The following is a 20,146-nucleotide window of genomic DNA, read 5'->3' on the forward strand; positions in this document are numbered from 1 at the left end:
GCCGCCTGCGGGGCGACGCCGGGGCACGTGCTAGCGGAGCACCCCCCGGACGGCCTCGGGGTCGGTGGGCGCGAGCGGGGCGGCCTCGGCGGCCTGGGCGGCCGATCCGGCCGTGAGCGCCTTGGCGGCGGGCGGCGGGGTGATGTACGCCGGTGCCGGGTCGTCCTCGGGGGCGCAGGTCTTGGCGATGCGTCCCTTGCCCTGGGGCAGGCTGCCGTCGCGCAGGTAGGCGGTGAAGGTGTCGTCCAGGCAGGCGTTGCCGTGGAAGAGGATCTCGTGGAAGCTGCCGCCGTTCTGGACGACGAGCTTGGAGCTCGGCAGGGCGTCGTGCATGGCGAGGCCGCCCTGGTAGGGGGTGGCGGCGTCCTCGGTGGACTGGAAGAGCAGGACCGGAGGCAGGTTCTTGCCGGTGATCTTCAGCCGGCCCGCCGGGTTGCCCTGGTAGGGCCAGAACATGCAGGCGGCGTTGTACCACATGTTGTTGTAGGCGTAGAAGGGTGCGCCGGCGTTGACCTTGGCCTGGTCCTTCTTCCAGTACTCCCAGTCGCGCGGCCAGGCGTTCTCGGTGCACTGGGCGGCGTTGTAGGCGGGGAAGGCGCCGTCGTCGGCGCCGGGGGCCGCGTACTTGTTGTAGGCGATGTTCAGCGGCCGGGTGTCGTGCTGGGTGAGGTAGCCGGAGAGCACGGTGGCCATCCGGGGCCAGCGCAGGAAGTTGTAGCCGCCGCCGTAGAAGGTGTCCTCGAACTCGGCGGGGCCGATCTTCCCGGGTGCCGGGGCGGCGTCGACCGGGTCCTTGCGCAGCGCGTCCTCGACCTGCTGGTAGGCCTTCGCCACGGCCTGCGGGTCGGTGCCGAGGTGGTAGACGGAGTCCGCCTTGGCGGCCCAGGCGGTGAAGGCGTCGAAGCGGCGCTGGTGTTCCTGGTCCTGCAGCACGTTGTGGTCGTACCAGCTGATGCTCGGGCCGACGATGCTGTCCAGCACCATCCGGCGCACGTGCGAGGGGAAGAGCTGGCCGTAGGTGGAGCCGAGCGAGGTGCCCCAGGAGCCGCCGTAGTAGTTGATCTTCGGCACGCCGAGGGCCCGGCGGATGCTGTCCAGGTCGCGGGCGTTGTCGACGGTGGTCATGTGCGGCAGCAGCCAGGACCAGTCGGCCGCGCAGTCGGCCGCGTAGCCGGCCGCCTTCTTCAGCCAGGCCTTCGAAGTGCCCTGGCTCAGCTGGTAGTCGGGGCGTTCGGCATCGAAGTAGTGGGCGTCGCAGATGACATGGGGGTCGCTGCCGTTGGTGCCGCGCGGGTCGAAGCCGATCCAGTCGTAGGTGGAGGCGACGTCCGCCGGGATGCTTCCGGAGATGTAGGCGGGCATCCAGAGCCCGGAGTCGCCGGGGCCGCCGGGGTTGAGCAGGATCGGGCCCTGCTGCTTGTCCTTGGGGGCGGTGGCGGGCAGCCGGTTGAGCTTGATCTTGATCTTGCGGCCGTGCGGGTCGGCGTAGTCCACCGGCACGTCGAGCATCGCGCACTGGAGCGCCGGGGTCTTGGCGTCGTTGCAGGAACTCCAGGCGAGCTTGCCCTGGCCGGTGTCGGCCAGATCGGGGCCGTCGGGCTCGGTGGCGGAGGCCGGGCCGACGATCCCGCCGAGGGTGGCCACGGCTGCGGCGGCCGCGAGGAGGGCGATGGCTTTTCTCATGGGGAGCATGATGTGACATGTGCAATGGCACATCTAGGGTCCGAACCGGACTTTACCAAGCTTTGACCCGATCGCGGGTGCCCAGCTGATCATCAGACCTTTACCGCCGCAGAGCCGTTGACCACGCGAAAGGCCCCAATCCATGACTAGCATCTGAAATCCACTCTGTTCGGACGCCAAGCGCCTGGGAGGGGCGGCGCCGGCCAGACCAACAGGAGGGCTCAACCGCGTGTCCCACCAGCACGTCCATCCCGTCAGCTCCCGCCCGACTCCGGCCGACGTCGCGCTACCGCCCGCCCTGCCGTACCCCGACGGCTGGGCCGCGCTCGCGTTCTCCGCCGAGCTCAGGCCCGGCACGGTGCTCACCCGCCAACTGGCCGGGGAGGACGTGGTGCTGTACCGGCTGCCGGACGGCCGGCTGCGCGCCGTTCGCCCGTACTGTCCGCATCTGGGCGCCCACCTCGGGCTCGCCGAAGTCCAGGGCCGCGACCTGGTCTGCCCCTTCCACCGGTTCGCCTTCGACCCCGACGGCCACTGCGTGCGAACCGGCTGGAACACCCCGCCGCCGAAGGCCGGGCTCTCCCACCTGCCGGTGCGCGAGGTGAACGAGGCGGTCTTCGTCTGGCGCCACCACGACGGCCGGGAGCCGGACTGGGAGATCCCCGCCTGGCACGTGCTGGCGGACCAGCCGCTGCGCCACGCCTCCGTCGAGATGCCCGGCTACGCCCAGGACGTCATGGAGAACTCCTTCGACCTCGGCCACTTCATCACCCTGCACGGCTGGCCACAGGGCGAGTTGGCGTCCCCGGTCGAGTTCGACGGGCCGCACTTCCACATCTCGATGCTGGTGCGGGAGAAGTTCCCGCTGGTCGGGATGCGCGAGGTGGAGGTCGAGGTGGACGGCTACGGCCTCGCGGCGCTGCACACCGACATCCACACCCGCTCGCTCGGCCTGCAGATCTGCTCGCTGGTGATGGCCACCCAGGTCTCCCCCGCCCGGATGCAGCTGCGTCAGGCCGGCCGCTTCGCCCTCGCGGAGCCGGCCGGTCTGCCGCCGGTGGTCGCCCGGGCGGTCAGCCGAACCGCGACCAGGCTGCTGGCCGGTCCGATCTTCAGCCGCACCACCGAGTTCACCTCGGACGACTTCCCGATCTGGTCCACCAAGAAGTACCTCTCCCGGCCACGGCTCGCCGCCGGCGACGGACCGATCGGCGCCATGCGGCACTGGGCCCGGCAGTTCTACCCGCCGGACCACCGGGAGCACCTGCCGGCGCCGGCCTCCCTGGCCGACCGGCACGGCCGGCCGACACCGGACGGCATCGGCTCGCTCCGGTAGGGCCGCTGCGCGGGCGCCCTCCGGCCGAGGTGACGTGTCGTCGACGACGGTGCGGCGGTGGGACTCCACCGGGCCACCGCGCCGCCGCACCGTCGCGCCACCGCACCGCGGCGCCGGTCTTGCCCGGGCCGTGCTCGATCCGCACCGAAGGAACCCGGCCGGCCGCCCCTGGTGGTGCGCGCGGGCCGACGCCGTCCCCGCCGCGCAGTCCCCGCCGCGCTGGCACCGCTGCTGGGGGCATCGCGGCCCCGCGGTTAGGCTGCGCGGCATGGCCCGTTTCGTCCTGACCCGCCGCACCCCGCTGCCGCCCGCCGACTGCTGGGCCCGGCTCACCGCCTGGCCCCGGCACGGCGACCGGGTGCCGTTCACCCGGGTGACCGTGGTGCGGGGCACCGGGCGGCAACAGGGGGACGTCATCCTGGCCCGCACGGCCCTCGGGCCGCTGCGCTTCGACGACCCGATGGAGCTGATCGAGCTGGCGGCCCCCACCCGGTGCCGACTGGCCAAGCGCGGCCGGGTGGTGCGCGGCGGCGCCGAACTGACGGTCCGCCCGGTCGGCGCGGGCAGTGCGGTGGTCTGGGCCGAGGAGCTGCGGATCACCGGCCTGCCCCGGCTGTTCGACCCGCTGCTGGCGTCGGCCGGGCGGCTGGTGTTCGGCCGGGTGCTGGACCACCTGCTGCTACTGCCTCCCGTGGATGTCACTCCTGCTGCCCACTGAGCTGCCAGACCATCCTGACCTGCGGCGACAGGGCTCGGTCAGGACCGCAGCGGGATGAAGTGGTCGGCGGCGACGAAGGTCGGGCGGCGGCCGGGAGCGGCGAAGGGTTCGTCGGGGGTGTCGTCGACGCCGTTGAAGCCGGGCCGGGTCATCTGCCAGGCCGAGGGGGTCGGCCTGGGGAGGGCGTGGGCCCCGGTCGTCGCGGCGCTCGGAGGTCTCCGCGTTGCGCTGGCAGTGGTGGCAGGCGGAGGCAGGGGACGCTCGTACCTTCCCGGCTGCCGCGCCGCCGATGCGATCCCGGTGGCAGCTTGCGTGCCGCTGTGACGGCGATCGCCCTTCGGCACACCTGCCGGCCCCGGCGCCCGCTACGGGTTGAGGGTGCGCCAGTTCAGGTACTGCCGGCGCACGTAGTGGCGCTGGTCGCCCTCCACCGTGATCCGGTCGTGCTCGACCAGCTGCCCCGCCGCCCGCAGGGCGATCGCCAGCGCCAGGCCGTCGCCGTCCCGCAGGAACACCCGGTCGCTCAGCGCGGCGTGGCGCAGCAGGTACTCGCGCCGCAGCCGGGCCCGCCGCTCGGCACCCGTCCGCAGCGCCTCGACCCGGCGCGCCTCCTCCTCGATGCCCGGCGCGTCCGCGTAGGCCCGCTCGGGTGCGGGCGCGCCCTCGGCGGGCGCGACCCACCCCGGCAGCGGTCGCAGCGGCGGGAGGCCGCGCACCCGGAGCACCTCGTCGGCGAACTCCGCCTCCTCGACGGGCAGTCCGCGCTCCCCGAAGAGCGCGAACAGCTCCGCCATGGACCGAGGCGGGACCCCCGCCGGCGTGTCCTCGTCGGTGACCGTGACCTTGCCCAGGAGCGGCCCGCAGACTCGCCCCGGCGGATCAGCCAGCCACAGCCGCAGGGTGAGGTGGTGGCGGCCGCTCTCCACCTCCTCTCCGAACTCCATCGCCAGGCCGTGGAGTTCGGACCAGGCGAAGCGGCGCGGCAGCAGGTACCGGACCAGGGTGACGCCCTGCTCGTCCGCCCGCAGCCAGAAGGTGTACGGCGTCGCGAACAGCGCCGCGGCGGCCACCGTGAGCGCGACCAGGAAGGCTCCCAGAGGGTCGACGGCCTCGGTGCCGGCCAGGGCGAACCCGGTACCGGCCGCCGTCACGAAGCCGACGCCGGCCCGATCGCTCCGCAGCTGCAGCGACGCCAACCGCACCGTGCGCATCCCCGAACCCCCTCCCCCGAGACCGCCCCCACCCTCCCGTCCCGGCTCCGGCCCAGGCAAGCTCCGGCGCCCAGCTGTGACAGCCCCGTGACGACCCCTCGGCCCGGCCACGCGCCGGGCCGGGGCGAGCGCCAGGCCCGTACGGGCGCTACCGCCCGCGCAGCCTGCGCACCAGGTCACGCGCCGCCGCAGGCCAGTCCGGGTGCTCGAAGGCGAAGCCCGCCGCCCGCAGCCGGCCGGGCACGACCCGGCGGCTCTTCAGCAGCAGCTCGCTCTCCGAGCGGAGCGCGAACGCCCCCAGCTCGGCCATCCAGCGGGTCGCGGGCAGGGCCAGCGGCATGCCCCAGCACGCCCGCAGGTCACGCATGAACTCCCGTTGCGGCAGCGGGTTAGGGGCCGCGAGGTTGACCGGGCCGCTCAGCTCGTCGTGCTCGATCAGGAACTCGACGGCGCGGGCGAAGTCCCGCTCGTGGATCCAGGACACGTACTGCGCGCCGCCCGCGATCGGCCCGCCGACACCGAGCCGGGCCAGCCAGGACAGCGAGTCGAGGGCGCCGCCGCGTTCGGGGCCGAGGACGACGGCGGTGCGCAGCGCCAGGCGGCGGGTGTGCGGGGTGTCGGCGTCCGTCTGGGCGCGCTCCCAGGCCCGGGCGATGTCGACGCTGTACCGCCAGGCGGCCGGGGCGTCGGGCTCGTCGCCGCCGATCCGGCCGTCCAGTTCGTCGTTGGGCGCGTCGTGCCGGTGGGCGTAGACGGTGGCGGTGCTCATCTGCAGCCAGACGGCGGGCGGTCTGCGGGCGGCGGCGATCGCCTGGCCGACCGCCCGGGCGGAGTGCACCCGGGAGTCCATCATGGCCCGCTGGTTCTCCGCGGTGTAGCGGCAGTTGACGCTGCGCCCGGCGAGGTTGACGACGACGTCGCTGCCGTCGATCTCCGCTGTCCAGGCCCCCTGGCCGCGGCCGTCCCAGCCGACCTGGCGGGGCCCGGCGGGCCGTCGGCTGAGCACCACGACCTGGTGGCCGGCTGCCCTCAGGCTGCGGTCGAGCAGGCTGCCGAGCGCGCCGGAGCCGCCGGGGATGACGATCTTCATAAGTTCCCCCTCACTTTCCGCTTCGAGCCTAGCCGACTAATTGAACGCGTTCAATTCACACCTGGCCAGCCGGCCGGCCAGGTGGCCCGCCGGCCCTGAAACCGCTCTGAAACCGTGCTGAGAGCGTGCCCCCGCACACTCATGACCACCGAGGGGAGCCACCGAGGCCGCCCTGAGAAGGAAGCCCCCACCCACCGGAAAGAGGCCCGTCATGACCACCACCCCCCTGCACCTGACCCCCGAGCAGGTCCAGGACCCGGTCGGCGCCTACGCCGCCTTCCGCGAGCAGGCCGAGCTGCCCCAGGTCGTGCTGCCCGGACTGGAGACCCCGGTCCGGCTGGTCACCCGCTACGCCGACGTCAAGGCCGCGCTCACCGAACCGCGCCTGATCCGGGACCGCACGAGCATCGCCACCGTCCGGGCCGAGAGCGACCCGCAGGACGAACTGCTCGCCGCCGCCTTCGACGCCTTCCCCGCCGAATACGCCAAGTACCTCTCCGGCCACTTCGCCCTGTTCGACGGCGAGGAGCACGCCCGCCGCCGGGCCCCGCTCACCCGCGCCTTCACCGCCCGGCGGATCGCCGCCCTGCGCGAGTTCGTCGAACGCACCGCCGCCGAGCTGCTCGCCGAACTCGCCGACCGCGACCGGCTGGCCGCGTTCGCCTACCCGCTCAGCACCCGCGTGATCTGCGAGCTGGTCGGGGTGGAGGCCGAGGACCGGACCCGGGTCTGCGACTGGATCCGCGACCTCGCCTACGGCGACGGCAGCGGGGTGGTGGACGGCCTGGTCGGCATCGTCGACTACGTCAAGGGGCTGATCGGCCGCCGCCGCGCCGAACCCACCGAGGACCTGATCTCCGCCCTCGTCCACGGCACCCGCGAGGGCGAGGAACCGCTCGACGAGGACGACCTCGTGTCCATCGTGATCCTGCTGATCAACACCGGCATCACCCCGCCCGCGCTCTTCCTCGCCCACGGCCTGCTCGCCCTCTTCGACCAGGCCAGTACGAGGGCGGCACCACGGATCCCGCACTGGTCGCCCCCGACGGCTGGACCCTCGACCAGCACTTCCTCGACCTGCCGGGGCGCAAGGAGGCGCAGGTCGCGCTCGCCCTCGACTACCACTCCGACGTCGACCTGTACCCCGACTGGCAGCGGTGGCTGCGGCAGCACCAGCCGCCCGCGCTGGTGCTGTGGGGCACCGGGGACGCCTTCTTCCTGGAGGCGGGTGCGCGGGCCTACCTCCGCGTAGTCGGTCAGGGAGCAGCGCGCCATGCGACTGTTCCAGGACACCGACCTCAGCCTGCAGTCGATCGCCGCCAAGGTCGGGTACAGCGACGTCCGCGCGCTGCGCCGCGCCGTCCACCGCTGGCGCGGCCAGGCCCCGACCGCCGTCCGCCGCGCGCTGCTGACGTGACCCCCGCCGACAGGACCACGAGGAAACCGGCGTGGCGCGAATGGCCCGCTTCGCGGCGCGCTGAGGCGGCCGCAGTCCCTGTCCCGCCCCATGGGTTCGGTCCTGGGGCGATCCCGCGCACCGGGGCAGCTTCCTCCCGCCGGTCGCCGTCATCACCGACCGCGACTGGAGCCAGGTGGCGGACGCAACCGCGGGCCGCACTCCAGAGGGCCACGCGCCCCGACGGCCGGTTCGAAGGCCTCGTCTTCACCCGACCGGACGGCTCGCCCCTGCGACCCCAGTGGGTCCTCGGTCAGCTCCGCAAACGCACCGCCGAACTCGGCCTCCCCAAACGACGTGGCCCGCTGGCCGGGCCTGGGCGCCCGCCGGGTCGACATCGGGCGGGGTGACCACGTCTCCTGGGTGGCACCGGCCGACGGGTGGTTGGATGCCCGCGATCAGATCAGCAGATCGAAGAGTTCGAACGCCTCGTCCCACTGAGCCGTGGAGGGTCGGCGGGTGTCGCGGGCAATGGTTTTGAGGGCGCGGGCGAGGGCGACGCTGAGGCCGCCGGCCAGGTCGGGCAGCATCTGCTGGGTGTCCTCGGCCGCGTCCATGCCGAGGGTGGGGCGGGCGGCGAGCTGGTCGAGCAGCGGGCGCAGTTCGATGCCCTCCTCCAGCTTCTTGAAGGCGTGGATGCTCTCTTGCAGACCTTTGGTGACCGGGAGGTCCGGTGGCTTGATGATGTCCCGGCCGTTGGCCTTGGCGGCGGCCGTGCCGATGAGGAAGAGGTCGTAGAGCTTGGCGTCCACGAAGTCGTTGTAGCGCTTGAGGTCGTTCTTGTTGACGTCGAGGCCGGCGGCTGCGCGGAAGAAGCGTTCGAACTTGGGAACTCCCATGACGGGCATGGCATTTCACCTTTCGCGGCGGTGAATGGGCTGGGGTCGGTGGGCTGAGGTCGGTGGGCTGAGGTCATCGGACAGAGGGTGGTCCCACCTCCCCGAGGTGCTCGTGCGCCAGGCGGACGGCCATGGCCCCCTCGCCGACCGCGGAGGCCACCCGCTTGACCGAGCCGCTGCGGACGTCGCCGACGGCGAAGACTCCCGGCAGACCGGTCTCCAGTGCGAGCGGGTCGCGGGCGAGCGGCTTCCAGAGGTCCGCTGTCAGATGGACCACGTCCTGCCCGGTCGGAACGAAGCCGCGCGGGTCCAGGGTGACGGCGTCGGCGAGCCAGGACGTTCCGGGGCGCGCGCCGATGAAGACGAACAGGGCACGGGCTGCCAGTACCTGCTGCTCGCGGGTGCGGTTGTCCTCGACGACGACGGATTCGACCCGGTCCTCGCCGGTGACCTCCCGGACCTCGGTATGCAGCTGGACATGGATCCGGGGGTGCCGCTCGATCCGGTCGATCAGGTAGCGGGACATGCTGTGGTCGAGGTCCCCGCCTCGGACCAGCAGATGGACGCCGGGCGACTCACGCGCCATGAACAGGGCTGCCTGACCGGCGGAGTTGCCGCCGCCGACGACGGCCACCGGGTCGAGACGGCAGCTCCGTGCCTCCCAGAGGGTGGCGGCGTAGTGGACGCCGAGCCCCTCGAAACGTTCGACGCCGGGGGCGGTCAGCCGCCGGTAGCGGGCGCCGGTGGCCACCACCACGTTCTTGGCGGCGACCGTGCTGCCGTCGGTGAGGCGCACCACGTTGGTCCCGTCGCGCTGTTCCAGGCCGATGGCCTCGGCGGGGACGGAGATCCGGGCGCCGAACCGGTTGGCCTGCACGACGGCGCGTTCGGCGAGCTCCATGCCGGAGATCCCGGCGGGGAAGCCGAGGTAGTTCTCGATCCGGGAGGATGTACCGGCCTGGCCTCCGGTCGCCACTGCCTCCAGGACGACCGTGGAGAGCCCCTCGGAGGCTCCGTACACCGCGGCGGCCAAGCCCCCGGGTCCCGCGCCGACCACCATCAGGTCGCAGACGGACTTTGCGGCGGTCTCGGTCCGCAGCCCGATCACCTGGGCGAGTTCGACGTTGGAAGGATTGCGCAGTACCCGGTAGTCGTGCCAGACGACGACCGGGGTTTCCTGCGGAGCGACACCAAGACGCGTCAGCAGTGCCTCGGCCTCGGTGTCCTTCTCCAGATCGGCCCAGCGGTGCGGGAGGCGGTTGCGGGCGGCGAACTCCAGCAGCCGCCGGGTGTCGGGAGAGAAGGCGGAGCCGATGATACGGAAGCCCGTGCCCGCGCCGGCCAGCATCGTACGGCGCAGCAGGTAGGCCCGCAGTATCACGTCGCCGAGCGCGGGCTCACCGCTGAGCAGGTCGCGCAGAGCGGCCGAACCGACTGCCAGCACCTCGCCGGGTGTGCGCACCACCGCACTGAGGAAGGCGCTCTGGCCTTCCAGTAGGCCGAGTTCGCCGAGGAAGCTGCGCGGAGGGTGCAACTGGACGACGCGCTCCTGGTCGCCGTGGCCTTCGACCACGGCCACCGTGCCCCTGAGGACGACAAAGAACTCCTCGCTGGGTTCGCCCGCCCGGAAGAGCTGTTCCCCCTCGCGGACCGACCGTACCTGTCCGCAGGTTCTCAGGATCGCGATCTGGTCGTCCGTCAGCCGCGGATAGGCGCCATGGACGTCGGCGACGTCCGAGGCATGGGCGGCGGTCACGGTTCACTCCTCTCGGCGGAAGCAGCCGTGGAAACAGCGGTGGAAACAGCGGCGGAGACACACGCAGAGGCAACAACGCCGCAAGAAGCGCGGCCGGGTGAGCCCGCCGGGCTCAGACCATCGCCTCGTGCGCGAAACACCACCGCCAGTCCTCACCGGGCTCGAACGACCGCACAACCGGGTGCCCGTCGCTCGCCGCGTGAGCACGGGCGTGCCGCATCGGCGAGGAGTCGCAGCAGCCGACGTGGCCACACGTCAGGCACAGGCGCAGATGCACCCACGGAGCCCCCAGTCGCAGGCAGTCCTCGCAGCCCTGCGGTGTTCTGGGCGTGACGGGCCGGACCATGGACAGGTGCGGGTCGGGCAGAGTGGTCATCGCGGCCTCCCCGAGGAGGGATCGGCTGGTCCGTGGGACGCCGACAGTGACTCGTCCACCCATTGGCGCAGCGCGTTCGCGGGTGCGGCGCCGGTCTGGCGGGCGACGGGCCGGCCGTGGTCGAGGATCAGCAGGGTGGGTACGGCTTGGACTTCGAAGCGCCGCGCCAGGTAGGGCGACGTGTCGATGTCGACCTTCACGAGCTTGATCCGGCCGGCCAGGTCCTTGGCGACCTGTTCGAGGGCGGGGCTCACCATGCGGCAGGGGCCGCACCAGGTGGCCCAGAGGTCGACGAGCACGGGCAGGTCCGCCTGCCCGGCGACCTCCCCGAAGTCGGCATCGTCCGCTTCGGCGATCCACGGCAGCGGGGCCCGGCAGTTGCCGCAGCGTGGGCTGCCCGCCGCCGCGGCGGGTACGCGGTTGGTCCGGCCGCAGTTGACGCAGGCGACCGTCCACACCGAGGGCTCGGCGGCGCCGGTGCCGCCGCTGCGGCCGGCGCGGCCTTCTGGAGGAGTACTCATCACGGCTCCTGCGGTTCGTCCTGGAGGGTGACGGTCAGTTCGTCGCCCTCGGCGTCGACCAGGATGGTCACGCCTTCGCGTGCCTCACCACTGAGCAGCGCGCGGCCGATCCTGGTCTCGACCTCGTGCGAGATGAAGCGGCGCAGCGGCCTGGCCCCGTAGACCGGGTCGTAGCCCTCGCCCGCAATCAGTCGGCGGGCCGGCTCGGTGAGGACGAGGGTGATGCGCTGCTCGGAGAGGCGGTCGCGGAGCTCTTCGAGGAGCAGGTCGACGATGCGCTCGATCTGTGCGATGCCGAGCGGGTGGAAGAGGACGATGTCGTCGACGCGGTTGAGGAACTCGGGACGGAAGTGGCCGTTGAGCTCGGCCATCACCAGCGCCCGCGCTTCGGGCTTGATCTCGCCGGCCTGGGTGGCCTCCTGGAGGAGGTACTGGGAGCCCAGGTTGGAGGTCATGATGACGACGGTGTTGCGGAAGTCGACGGTACGGCCCTGGGAGTCGGTGATCCGGCCGTCGTCCAGTACCTGGAGCAGCGTGTTGAAGACGTCGGCGTGCGCCTTCTCGATCTCGTCGAACAGGACGACCGCGTACGGCTTGCGGCGCACTGCCTCGGTGAGCTGGCCGCCCTCGTCGTAGCCGACATATCCGGGGGGCGCGCCGACCAGCCGGCTGACGGTGTGCCGCTCCTGGTACTCGCTCATGTCGAGGCGGATCAGGTTGGTCTCGCTGTCGAACAGCGCGGCGGCCAGGGTCTTGGCCAGCTCGGTCTTGCCCACGCCGGTGGGGCCGAGGAAGATGAAGGAGCCGATCGGCCGGCGCGGGTCGCGCACTCCGGAGCGGGCCCGGATCACCGCGTCGGCGACGAGCTGGACGGCCTCGTCCTGCCCGACCACCCGCTCGCGCAGGATCTCGTCCAGCCTGAGCAGCTTCTGGCGCTCGCCCTCCTGGAGACGGGTGACGGGGATGCCGGTCCACGCGGAGACGATCTCGGCGATCTCGTCGGCGGTGACCACCTCGCGCAGCAGCCGGCTCTCGCCCTGTTTGCTGGCGAGTTGTTCCTCCTCGGCGCCCAGGCGGCGCTCCAGTTCGGCGACGGTTCCGTAGCGGAGCTGGGCGGCCCGGTTGAGATCGTAGGCGCGCTCGGCCTGCTCGGCCTCCTGCCGGGCGGCTTCCAGCTCCTTGCGCAGTTCCTGGACCTTGCGGATGGCCTGGCGCTCGGCCTCCCACTGGGCGTGTTTGGCGTCCACCTCGCTGCGCAGGTCCGCCAGTTCACGGCGCAGGTGCTCCAGCCGGGCCCGGCTGGCGGGGTCGGTCTCCTGGTCCAGAGCGGCCTCCTCGATCTCCAACCGGGTGGCCCGGCGGGAGAGTTCGTCGAGCTCCGCGGGCATCGAGTCGATCTCGGTGCGCAGCCGTGCGCAGGCCTCGTCGACCAGGTCGATGGCCTTGTCCGGGAGGAAGCGGTCGCTGATGTACCGGTGGCTGAGGGTGGCCGCGGCGACCAGAGCGTTGTCCTGGATCTTGACGCCGTGGAAGATCTCCAGCCGCTCGCGGATGCCGCGCAGGATGGAGATCGCGTCCTCGACGGTCGGCTCCTCCACCAGCACGGTCTGGAAGCGGCGCTCCAGGGCGGCGTCGGACTCGATGTGCTTGCGGTACTCGTCCAGCGTGGTGGCGCCGATCATGTGCAGCTCGCCGCGGGCCAGCATCGGCTTGAGCATGTTGCCCGCGTCCATGGCACCCTCGGCGGCGCCGGCCCCGACGACGGTGTGCAACTCGTCCACGAAGACCAGGATCCGGCCCTCGGCGCCCTTGACCTCGGCCAGTACGGCCTTCAGCCTCTCCTCGAACTCACCGCGGTATTTGGCTCCGGCCACCAGCGAACTCATGTCGAGCGAGAACACCGTCTTGTCCCGCAGCCCTTCGGGCACGTCACCACGCACGATCCGCTGCGCAAGGCCCTCGACGATGGCGGTCTTGCCGACGCCGGGCTCACCGATCAGCACGGGGTTGTTCTTGGTCTTCCGGCTGAGGATCTGGATCACCCGGCGGATCTCGGCGTCCCGGCCGATCACCGGGTCGAGGCGGCCGACGCGGGCCTCGACGACGAGGTCGCGCCCGTACTTCTCCAGGGCCTCGTATGCTTCCTCAGGATTGGCGGAGGTGACCCGCTGGTTCCCGCGCACCCTGGTCAGGGCCGCGAGGAAGGAGTCCTTACTGACGCCTTGTTCGCCGAGCCGCCGGCCGGCCGCGGTGGTCGGACCCTCGTCCAGAAGGGCCAGCACCAGGTGCTCGGTGGAGACGTACTCGTCCTTGAGCCGCTTGGCCTCCTGCTCCGCGGTGTCGAGTAGTCGGGCCAGCCGCTGGGTCACCATCACCCGGCCCGGGGCGGCGCCCGGACCGGTCGTGCGCGGGCGCTTGGCGAGATCGGACTCGACGCCGTCCCGAAGGGCGGCCGGGTCGGCGCCGGCATCGGCCAGCAGACGGGTGGTCAGGCCGTCCTGCTGATCGAGCAGGGCCAGCAGCAGGTGCTCCCCGTCGACCTCGGTCTGGCCCATCCGTACAGCGACGCTCTGCGCTGCCTGGAGCGCTTCCTGGGACTTCTGGGTGAGGCGGTTCATGTCCATGTCGTGGGCTCCTTGGCGGCTCGTTCGCTGCGCCGCAGCGCGGTCTCCAGGCGATCGATACGGTCGAGCAGGTCCATGACGACGCCAACGGCCGCGTAGTTGAGGCACAGTCCGGCCCGCAGCCGCTGAACGCGGGCGATGGCCGACGGCGCGTCGGCCCGGAACCACAGCCGGCCCCGGGCGTCACGCTCGGTGTCCACCAGCCCGAGGGCCACGAAGCGGCGTACCAGGTCGGGGGGCAGTCCGCTGTGGAGGGCCACGTCGGCCATGGTGAGCTGGTAGGGGCTGGTCCGGTAGACCCGCACCAGGGGGTAGGCGGCCCCGGTGCCGGCCTGTCCGGCGCCGTCGGCGGGATGACGGTGGTCGGCTCTCATGTCTGCTTCCTCGGGTCGAAGGAGGAGACGGCGGCCAGTTCCTCGAACAGCTCTCGTTCGCGCGGGCCGGGCGAAGGCGGCACCATCACCTTGATCTCGGCGTAGAGGTCACCGGGGGAACCCTTGGGATGCGGCATCCCCTCGCCGCGCAGCCGCAACCGGCGGCCGGTGGAGGTACCCGGCGGCACGTGCACCTTGACCGTCCCGCCCGGACCGGAGACCGGCACCGTCGCGCCGAGGGCGGCCTCCCAGGCGCTGACGGGCAGATCGACGTGGATGTCGCGCCCGTCGAGCCGGTAGCGGGGATGGGGGGCGATGCGGACCAGGAGGTAGAGGTCCCCGGAGGAGCCCGGGCCCCGGCCTCGGCCGCCCTCGCCCGCGAGCCGGATGCGCTGCCCGTCGACCACCCCGGCCGGGATGCTGACCTCGTAGCCGCGCTCCCCGCCGGGGCCGCCCAGGGTGATCCTCCGCTTCCCTCCGCGGTACGCCTCCTCCAGGCTGAGCGTGAGTTCGGCCTCCTGGTCCGCGCCGGGGATCGGGCTGCCCCGCCCGGCGCGGCCGGCCCGGCCGCCGAACATGCCTCCGAAGAGGTCCTCGAAGTCCACGCCGGAGGTGTCGAAGTCGGTCTGCGTCCAGGTCCGGGCGCCTGCCCGGTCGGCGCCTCGGGTGCCTCCGAAGGGACTGCCGCGGTACGCGCCGGCTCCGCCGCCGAAACCGTGGCCGGCCGCGACCCGCTCGTCGTAGTCCCCCGGAATCTGCCGGAAGTCCGGGCCGAAGCGGTCGTAGCGGGACCGGGTGTCGGGGTCGGACAGCACGCTGTACGCCTCGTTGATCTGCTTGAAGCGCTCCTCGGCCGCCGGATCGCGGTTCACGTCCGGGTGGTAACGGCGGGCCAGGGTACGGAACGCCTGCTGGATCTCGGCGGCGTCGGCGGTGCGGGGGACGCCCAGCACCTCGTAGTAGTCGGCTGCCATGGCGGCCTCACTCCTGCGTGCGGCTGACCACTACCGCGGCCGGTCGCAGCTGGCGGCCGGCTTCGCCGTAGCCGGCCCGCAGCACCCGCACGACGGTGCCCGGAGCGGTGCCCGGCTCATCCACCACGGACACCACCTCGTGCTGCTCGGGGTGGAAGGGGACGCCGGTCTCCTCGTAGCGGGGGTAACCGAGGCTTCGCAGCACCTCGACGGCCTGGTCGCGCACCGCCTTCACACCGCTGACGATCGCCCCGGAGTCCGAGTCCGCGTGCTCCAGGGCCAGGTCGAGGTTGTCGACGACGGGGAGCCATGCGGAGGCCACCCTGGCCCGCTCGGCCTCCAGCTCTCGGGGGAGTTCGCGGGCGTACCGCTTGCGGAGGTTGTCGAGGTCGGCGAGGGCACGCCGCCAGTTGTCCTCCAGCTCCGCGATCCGGGCGCCCTGCTCCTCGGGCGGCTCCTGTCGCGCCTCATCGGGCATCCGTGCCCCTTCCCCGGCGTCGTGGGCCTGGGGTTCGGCCGCGGCCGGCTGCGCGGACTCGGGCGGGGGCCGGCCCTCGGGATCGCGGGCCACGGAGCGGCGGCCCTGTTCCTGATCCGACATGTCGGCGCCTCAGCTCTTGTCGAAGTCGGCGTCGATGACGTCGTCGTCGCCCTGAGGTCCGCCGCCGGGCCCCGCGCCGGGCTCGCCGCCCGGCTGTCCGACTCCGGCGGCGTGGGAGGCCAGCGCCGCGTGGATCTGCTGGAGCTCGGACAGGAGGCCCCGGACCCGGTCCAGCGGCGCGTCCTGCTTGTCAGCGGCCCGCGCCTCCTCGATGAGCATCCGGGCGCGGGCCCGCTCGTGCTCCGGTACGGCGTCCTCCAGCTCGTGCAGCCGGCGCTCGACCTGGTAGGCGGCGGCGTCCAGCTCGTTGCGGGCGTCGATGGCCTCGCGCATGGCCAGGTCGGAGCTGCGGTTGGCCTCGGCTTCCTGGATCATCCGCTCGACCTCGGACGGGTCGAGGTTGGAGCCTTCACTGATGGTGATGCCCTGCTCGGCTCCGGTGTCCTTGTCCTTGGCGCTGACCTTGAGGATGCCGTTGGCGTCGATGTCGAAGGTGACCTCGATCTGGGTCTCGCCGCGGCGGGCGGGCCTGAGGTTCTCCAGCCGGAACCGGCCGAGCACCCGGTTGTCGGCGGCGATCTCGCGTTCGCCCTGGAGCACCACGATGTCCACGGCCGGCTGGTTGTCCTCGGCGGTGGAGAAGATCTCCGAGCGGCGGGCCGGGATGGTCGCGTTCCGCTCGATGATCTTGGTCATGACGCCGCCCGCGGTCTCCACGCCCAGCGACAGCGGGGTGACGTCCAGCAGCAGGACATCCTTGACCTCGCCCTTGAGCACGCCGGCCTGGGTGGCAGCGCCCAGCGCCACGACCTCGTCCGGGTTGACGCTCATGTTCGGGTCCTTGCCGCCGGTCAGCCGCCGTACCAGCGCCTGCACGGCGGGGATACGGGTCGAGCCGCCGACGAGGATGACCTCGTCGATGTCGTTGTCGGTGATCCTGGCGTCGCTCATCGCCCGCTTGACCGGGTCGAGGCAGCGCTCCACCAGGTCGGCGGTGATCTGCTCGAAGGTGGAGCGGCGAAGCGTCTCGGTGAGGTGCTTGGGCCCGGAGGCGTCCGCCGTGACGAAGGGCAGGCTCACCTGGGTCTGGGTGACCGAGCTCAGTTCGGTCTTCGCCTTCTCGGCCGCCTCGAACAGGCGCTGCAGCGCCTGCGGGTCCTTGCGCAGGTCGATGCCCTCGGTCTTCTGGAATCCGTCGGCCAGATGGTCCACCACCCGGCGGTCGAAGTCGTCGCCGCCCAGGTGCGAGTCGCCCGCGGTGGCGCGGACCTCGACCACGCCGTCGCCGATGTCCAGGATGCTGATGTCGAAGGTGCCGCCGCCGAGGTCGAAGACCATGACGGTCTCGTGGCCCTTCTTGTCCAGCCCGTAGGCCAGCGCGGCGGCGGTCGGCTCGTTGATGATCCGCAGGACGTCGAGGCCGGCGATCTTCCCGGCGTCCTTGGTGGCCTGGCGCTGCGCGTCGTTGAAGTACGCGGGTACGGTGATGACCGCCTCCGTGACCCGCTCGCCGAGCGCCTTTCCGGCGTCGTCGGCCAACTTCCGCAGCACCTGCGCACTGATCTCCTCCGGCGCGTACTGCTTGCCGTTCACCTCGAAGCGGGCCACCCCGCCCGGTCCCTCGACCACATCGAAGGAGACCGCCTTGGCCTCGTCGGAGACCTCGTCGTAGCGACGGCCGATGAACCGCTTGGCCGAGGTGATGGTGCCCTTGGGGTTGAGGATCGACTGCCGGCGCGCGAGCTGCCCGACCAGCCGGTCACCACTCTCGGAGAAGGCGACGACCGACGGGGTGGTCCTGTTCCCCTCGGCGTTCGGGACGACGGAGGGCTCACCGCCCTCCCAGGCCGCGATGACGGAGTTGGTGGTACCGAGGTCGATGCCTACTGCCTTCGCCATGGGAAGCTCCTCCGTCGCGACGCGGGACCGTACCGGCGGGCTGCCGGGACCGCACCTCTCGCAGCCTCGCGCGGCCCGCCGCGCGCTTCCTCGTCCCGCCAGGGCCAAACCGCGCCGCCGTACCGGTCCGCCAGGACAGGAAGGCGGCACAGCCGGCAGGTGGGACCCCGCGCCGAGCGGCGTAGCGTGGAGGACGGGAAGCCGCTGTCGAGCCGCGAAGGGCGCTGCGATGAACGCTGTTCCCCCTGCGACCGCCGGACCCGCGCATATTCTCCCCGAGCCGGGGGCCGCGCGACACGCACTGCTACGGCTGGTGACGGTCATGCTCGACGGCGACGACGAGCGCGAGGTGCTGTGGGGTGCCATGGCGGCGATCGTCGCCACCGGCCCTTTCACCGCCGAAGCCGCGTATGCCGTGCACCACGGCCTGGCGCGGCGCTGCCCGCCACGCCGAGCGGCTGCCTCCGCCGTGGGCCTGCCGGGGAGCGCGGCGGCGCGGGAGCCGGCAACGGACCCCACCGGCGAAGCCCCAGCGGAAGCAGCCGTCGCCGAGAAGGCGGCCGCTGACCGGCTCGACCGGCGGATCGACGCTCTGGACGGCCGCAGCCGGCACCTGCACGAGCCGGGCGGGCCGTGGGTAAGGGCCATCGCGCTGCGGTACCGGGACCACTGCCTCGGCTATCTCGTCGTCCGGTCCATGACCACTCCCTCCGTCGAGGAGACCGCCCTGACCGATCTGCTCGCGCAGCAGACCGGGATCGCCCTCGTGCGCTTCACCGGGCGCCGGGGAGGGTCAGACCACGCCGGGCCGGAGAACGTGCCGGGGATCGGAGGGGACGTGCCGGTGACGGGGGGCAGCGCACCCACCGCCGGCCTCGGCGCAATCATCTCCGCCCTGGCCTCGCAGATCGCCGTCCACGACGCGCTTTCCCGCGCCGCCGTCTCCGGCAGGGGCGAGGCAGGAGTCCTGCAGGTCCTGTGCGACCACACGGGATTCGCTGCCCTCACCGAGGACCGCTTCGGCAACCCGCGGGCCTGGGCGGGTCCCGGCTGGTGCCAACCCCCGAGAAAGCCCCCCGGCGGACCGGGCGCGGGGCCGGAGAGCCGGCGCCGGGACGCCCTGATGGACCGCGCGCGGCGCCGGCCCGGCGCCGTACGGGACCGGAACCGGCTGGTCGCCCCCATCGAGATGGCCGGGGACCTGCTCGGCGCGGTCGCGCTGGTCGATCCGGACCGGCGGGCGGGGCAAGCGGACACCTCGACGCTCGAGCAGGCCGCTCTGGTGCTGGCTCCCCAGCTCTCCCACGAGCGCAGGTTGGCTGAGCTGGAACCCCACCTGAGGCGCGACCTGGTCGACCGGCTGATCTCAGGTGAAGCGACCGACGACGTCTTCGCCCAGGCGGCGTCCCTAGGCCACGACCTGCGTCGCCGGCACAGGGTCGCCGTACTGGAATGGGCCGGGACGGCCGAGAGGGCCGCGCTCGGCGACGCGGTGGCGCGCGCGGCCGGGCGGCTGCGGTGGGAGGTGCTCGGCGGCTCTCGCGGCGAGACCACCGTTGTCCTGATCGCCCGTGAGGACCGGCGCGATCCGGGACGCGAGCTGCACCGGGCCGTCTCGGACGAACTCGGCACCGCGACCGGCGCGATCGGGGTCGGCGGCCACTGCGACGTCTTCACCGATCTGCCGCACTCCTACAACGAGGCCGTCCGCGCCCTCACCGTCCGCCGCCGGTCCCGGGATCCGTACGGCAGTACCGGTTTCGAGGAGCTGGGCCTGTGCCGCATGATGGGCACCGGCGACGGCGAACGGGAAGCCGACCGCTTCGTCCACGAATGGCTGGGTCGGCTGCTGCACTACGACGCCCGCCACCACACCGAGCTGGTGACGACGCTCTCGCACTATCTGGAGAGCGGCGGCAGCTACGACGCGACCTCCGAGGCGCTCCTCATTCACCGCAGCACCGTCCGCTACCGCCTCCAGCGCATCCGCGAGATCACCGGACACGACCTCGGCAACGTCGAGACCCGCCTCAATCTGCACGTCGCCACGCGCATCCGCAACGTGCTCGACACACCCCTTCCCCGCTGACCGTGGCGCCCGACAAGGCGTCAGGAATCCTTCGAGGCCCGGGATGGCACCACTGCGGCCCGCCGCCTTCGGAGCGACAGCGGGGGCGGCGGAGCGGAGGCAGCGTCAGCCGAAGTGGCGCTCGGGTCGGTTGCCGAGCGGAAGGCGCTCGACCCGGATCGCCCTGCGCGGCAGCCCGGCAGGCAGTGAAAGCAGCAGGGCGGCAGCGGTGAACAAGGCGTAATGTCCGCTCTCGACCCCCGGTCCGGACCAGCCGAGTTCGGCATGGCGGTGCTCGACGAAGGCGTTGCAGCACAGCCAGGCGGACATCCCGACCACCGGCGCGGCCAGGGGCCGGGAGAAGCCTCCGGCCAGCGCGGCCAGGCCGATGTACGCGAGGTACGGGAACCAGCCGGCATGGAGCTCGCCCAGCCGGCCGAGGCCGAGCGCGAGCACGCCGCCGGCGACCAGGGCCACGGTGCCGGACACCGAGACCGGCAGGCGGTCCAGGACGGGACGGTAGCGGCGGCTGCCGGGGCGGGCGGAGTACATGCGCACAGTCGGACCTACCCCTTCACCGCGAGTTCGTTCGATGCCAGCCAACCTTTCGCCCGCAGCCG

The 20,146-nt window shown here is 72.4% G+C and carries 18 protein-coding genes; 5 read left to right on the forward strand and 13 right to left on the reverse strand.

The window, feature by feature from the left end:
* Positions 1-30: 30 nt before the first annotated feature.
* Positions 31-1,683: an alpha/beta hydrolase gene (locus ACZ3YL_RS35475; protein ID WP_188303413.1), complete on the reverse strand. Its 1,653-nt coding sequence runs from the start codon at positions 1,681-1,683 to the stop codon at positions 31-33.
* A gap of 229 nt (positions 1,684-1,912) precedes the next feature.
* Here ACZ3YL_RS35475 and ACZ3YL_RS35480 point away from each other — a divergent pair, with 229 nt between their 5' ends.
* Both ACZ3YL_RS35480 and ACZ3YL_RS35485 read left to right on the forward strand, forming a co-directional pair.
* The gene (locus tag ACZ3YL_RS35480) at positions 1,913-3,019 is read left to right on the forward strand and encodes a Rieske 2Fe-2S domain-containing protein (protein WP_465661523.1); all 1,107 of its coding nucleotides are present in this window, start codon (positions 1,913-1,915) and stop codon (positions 3,017-3,019) included.
* Positions 3,020-3,287: 268 nt separating this feature from the next.
* Complete coding sequence (locus tag ACZ3YL_RS35485) at positions 3,288-3,737, forward strand: SRPBCC family protein (RefSeq protein ID WP_188304574.1); 450 nt, start codon at positions 3,288-3,290, stop codon at positions 3,735-3,737.
* A gap of 365 nt (positions 3,738-4,102) precedes the next feature.
* On the opposite strand, the gene ACZ3YL_RS35490 is transcribed toward ACZ3YL_RS35485, so the two are convergent.
* Entirely contained in the window at positions 4,103-4,948 is an 846-nt protein-coding gene (locus ACZ3YL_RS35490; RefSeq protein ID WP_465661526.1) for a hypothetical protein, read from the reverse strand.
* Between the two features lie 148 nt (positions 4,949-5,096).
* Positions 5,097-6,038 (reverse strand): TIGR01777 family oxidoreductase, encoded by a 942-nt coding sequence (locus ACZ3YL_RS35495; protein ID WP_465661528.1) that lies wholly within the window; start codon positions 6,036-6,038, stop codon positions 5,097-5,099.
* Between the two features lie 211 nt (positions 6,039-6,249).
* Here ACZ3YL_RS35495 and ACZ3YL_RS35500 point away from each other — a divergent pair, with 211 nt between their 5' ends.
* Both ACZ3YL_RS35500 and ACZ3YL_RS35505 read left to right on the forward strand, forming a co-directional pair.
* The gene (locus ACZ3YL_RS35500) at positions 6,250-7,290 is read left to right on the forward strand and encodes a cytochrome P450 family protein (protein ID WP_465661530.1); all 1,041 of its coding nucleotides are present in this window, start codon (positions 6,250-6,252) and stop codon (positions 7,288-7,290) included.
* 21 nt (positions 7,291-7,311) lie between these two features.
* Positions 7,312-7,455: a helix-turn-helix domain-containing protein gene (locus ACZ3YL_RS35505; protein ID WP_465661532.1), complete on the forward strand. Its 144-nt coding sequence runs from the start codon at positions 7,312-7,314 to the stop codon at positions 7,453-7,455.
* A gap of 437 nt (positions 7,456-7,892) precedes the next feature.
* On the opposite strand, the gene ACZ3YL_RS35510 is transcribed toward ACZ3YL_RS35505, so the two are convergent.
* The 9 genes from ACZ3YL_RS35510 to dnaK all read right to left on the reverse strand — a co-directional run bounded on the left by ACZ3YL_RS35510 (position 7,893) and on the right by dnaK (position 17,458).
* Positions 7,893-8,333 carry a DUF1931 family protein gene (locus tag ACZ3YL_RS35510; RefSeq protein ID WP_223242179.1) on the reverse strand — a complete coding sequence of 147 codons (441 nt, stop codon included), beginning with the start codon at positions 8,331-8,333 and terminating at the stop codon, positions 7,893-7,895.
* Positions 8,334-8,406: 73 nt separating this feature from the next.
* Positions 8,407-10,089 (reverse strand): FAD-dependent oxidoreductase, encoded by a 1,683-nt coding sequence (locus ACZ3YL_RS35515; protein ID WP_465661534.1) that lies wholly within the window; start codon positions 10,087-10,089, stop codon positions 8,407-8,409.
* 112 nt (positions 10,090-10,201) lie between these two features.
* On the reverse strand, positions 10,202-10,465 hold the full coding sequence (locus tag ACZ3YL_RS35520; protein ID WP_188304568.1) for a UBP-type zinc finger domain-containing protein: 264 nt from the start codon (positions 10,463-10,465) through the stop codon (positions 10,202-10,204).
* On the reverse strand, positions 10,462-10,986 hold the full coding sequence (gene trxA, locus ACZ3YL_RS35525) for a thioredoxin (protein ID WP_465661537.1): 525 nt from the start codon (positions 10,984-10,986) through the stop codon (positions 10,462-10,464). The genes ACZ3YL_RS35520 and trxA overlap by 4 nt, the downstream gene beginning before the upstream one ends.
* A complete protein-coding gene (clpB, locus tag ACZ3YL_RS35530) occupies positions 10,986-13,610 on the reverse strand; it encodes an ATP-dependent chaperone ClpB (RefSeq protein WP_188304566.1) in 2,625 nt (874 codons plus the stop codon). The genes trxA and clpB overlap by 1 nt, the downstream gene beginning before the upstream one ends.
* Positions 13,601-13,984, reverse strand: coding sequence for a chaperone modulator CbpM (locus tag ACZ3YL_RS35535; protein WP_188304565.1), 384 nt, complete (start codon positions 13,982-13,984; stop codon positions 13,601-13,603). Before ACZ3YL_RS35535 ends, clpB begins: the two co-directional genes overlap by 10 nt.
* Complete coding sequence (locus tag ACZ3YL_RS35540; RefSeq protein WP_465661540.1) at positions 13,981-14,958, reverse strand: DnaJ C-terminal domain-containing protein; 978 nt, start codon at positions 14,956-14,958, stop codon at positions 13,981-13,983. Before ACZ3YL_RS35540 ends, ACZ3YL_RS35535 begins: the two co-directional genes overlap by 4 nt.
* A gap of 7 nt (positions 14,959-14,965) precedes the next feature.
* Complete coding sequence (locus ACZ3YL_RS35545) at positions 14,966-15,559, reverse strand: nucleotide exchange factor GrpE (protein WP_188304563.1); 594 nt, start codon at positions 15,557-15,559, stop codon at positions 14,966-14,968.
* A gap of 9 nt (positions 15,560-15,568) precedes the next feature.
* Entirely contained in the window at positions 15,569-17,458 is a 1,890-nt protein-coding gene (gene dnaK / locus ACZ3YL_RS35550; protein WP_465661542.1) for a molecular chaperone DnaK, read from the reverse strand.
* 322 nt (positions 17,459-17,780) lie between these two features.
* On the opposite strand from dnaK, the gene ACZ3YL_RS35555 reads away from it, so the two are divergent.
* Entirely contained in the window at positions 17,781-19,547 is a 1,767-nt protein-coding gene (locus ACZ3YL_RS35555) for a helix-turn-helix domain-containing protein (protein WP_465661544.1), read from the forward strand.
* Between the two features lie 105 nt (positions 19,548-19,652).
* Here the strand turns inward: ACZ3YL_RS35555 and ACZ3YL_RS35560 are convergent, their stop codons facing one another.
* Positions 19,653-20,084, reverse strand: a complete 432-nt coding sequence (locus ACZ3YL_RS35560) for a hypothetical protein (protein ID WP_188304560.1) — start codon at positions 20,082-20,084, stop codon at positions 19,653-19,655.
* Positions 20,085-20,146: the final 62 nt, after the last annotated feature.

The organism is Kitasatospora sp. NPDC023176 (assembly GCF_055560495.1).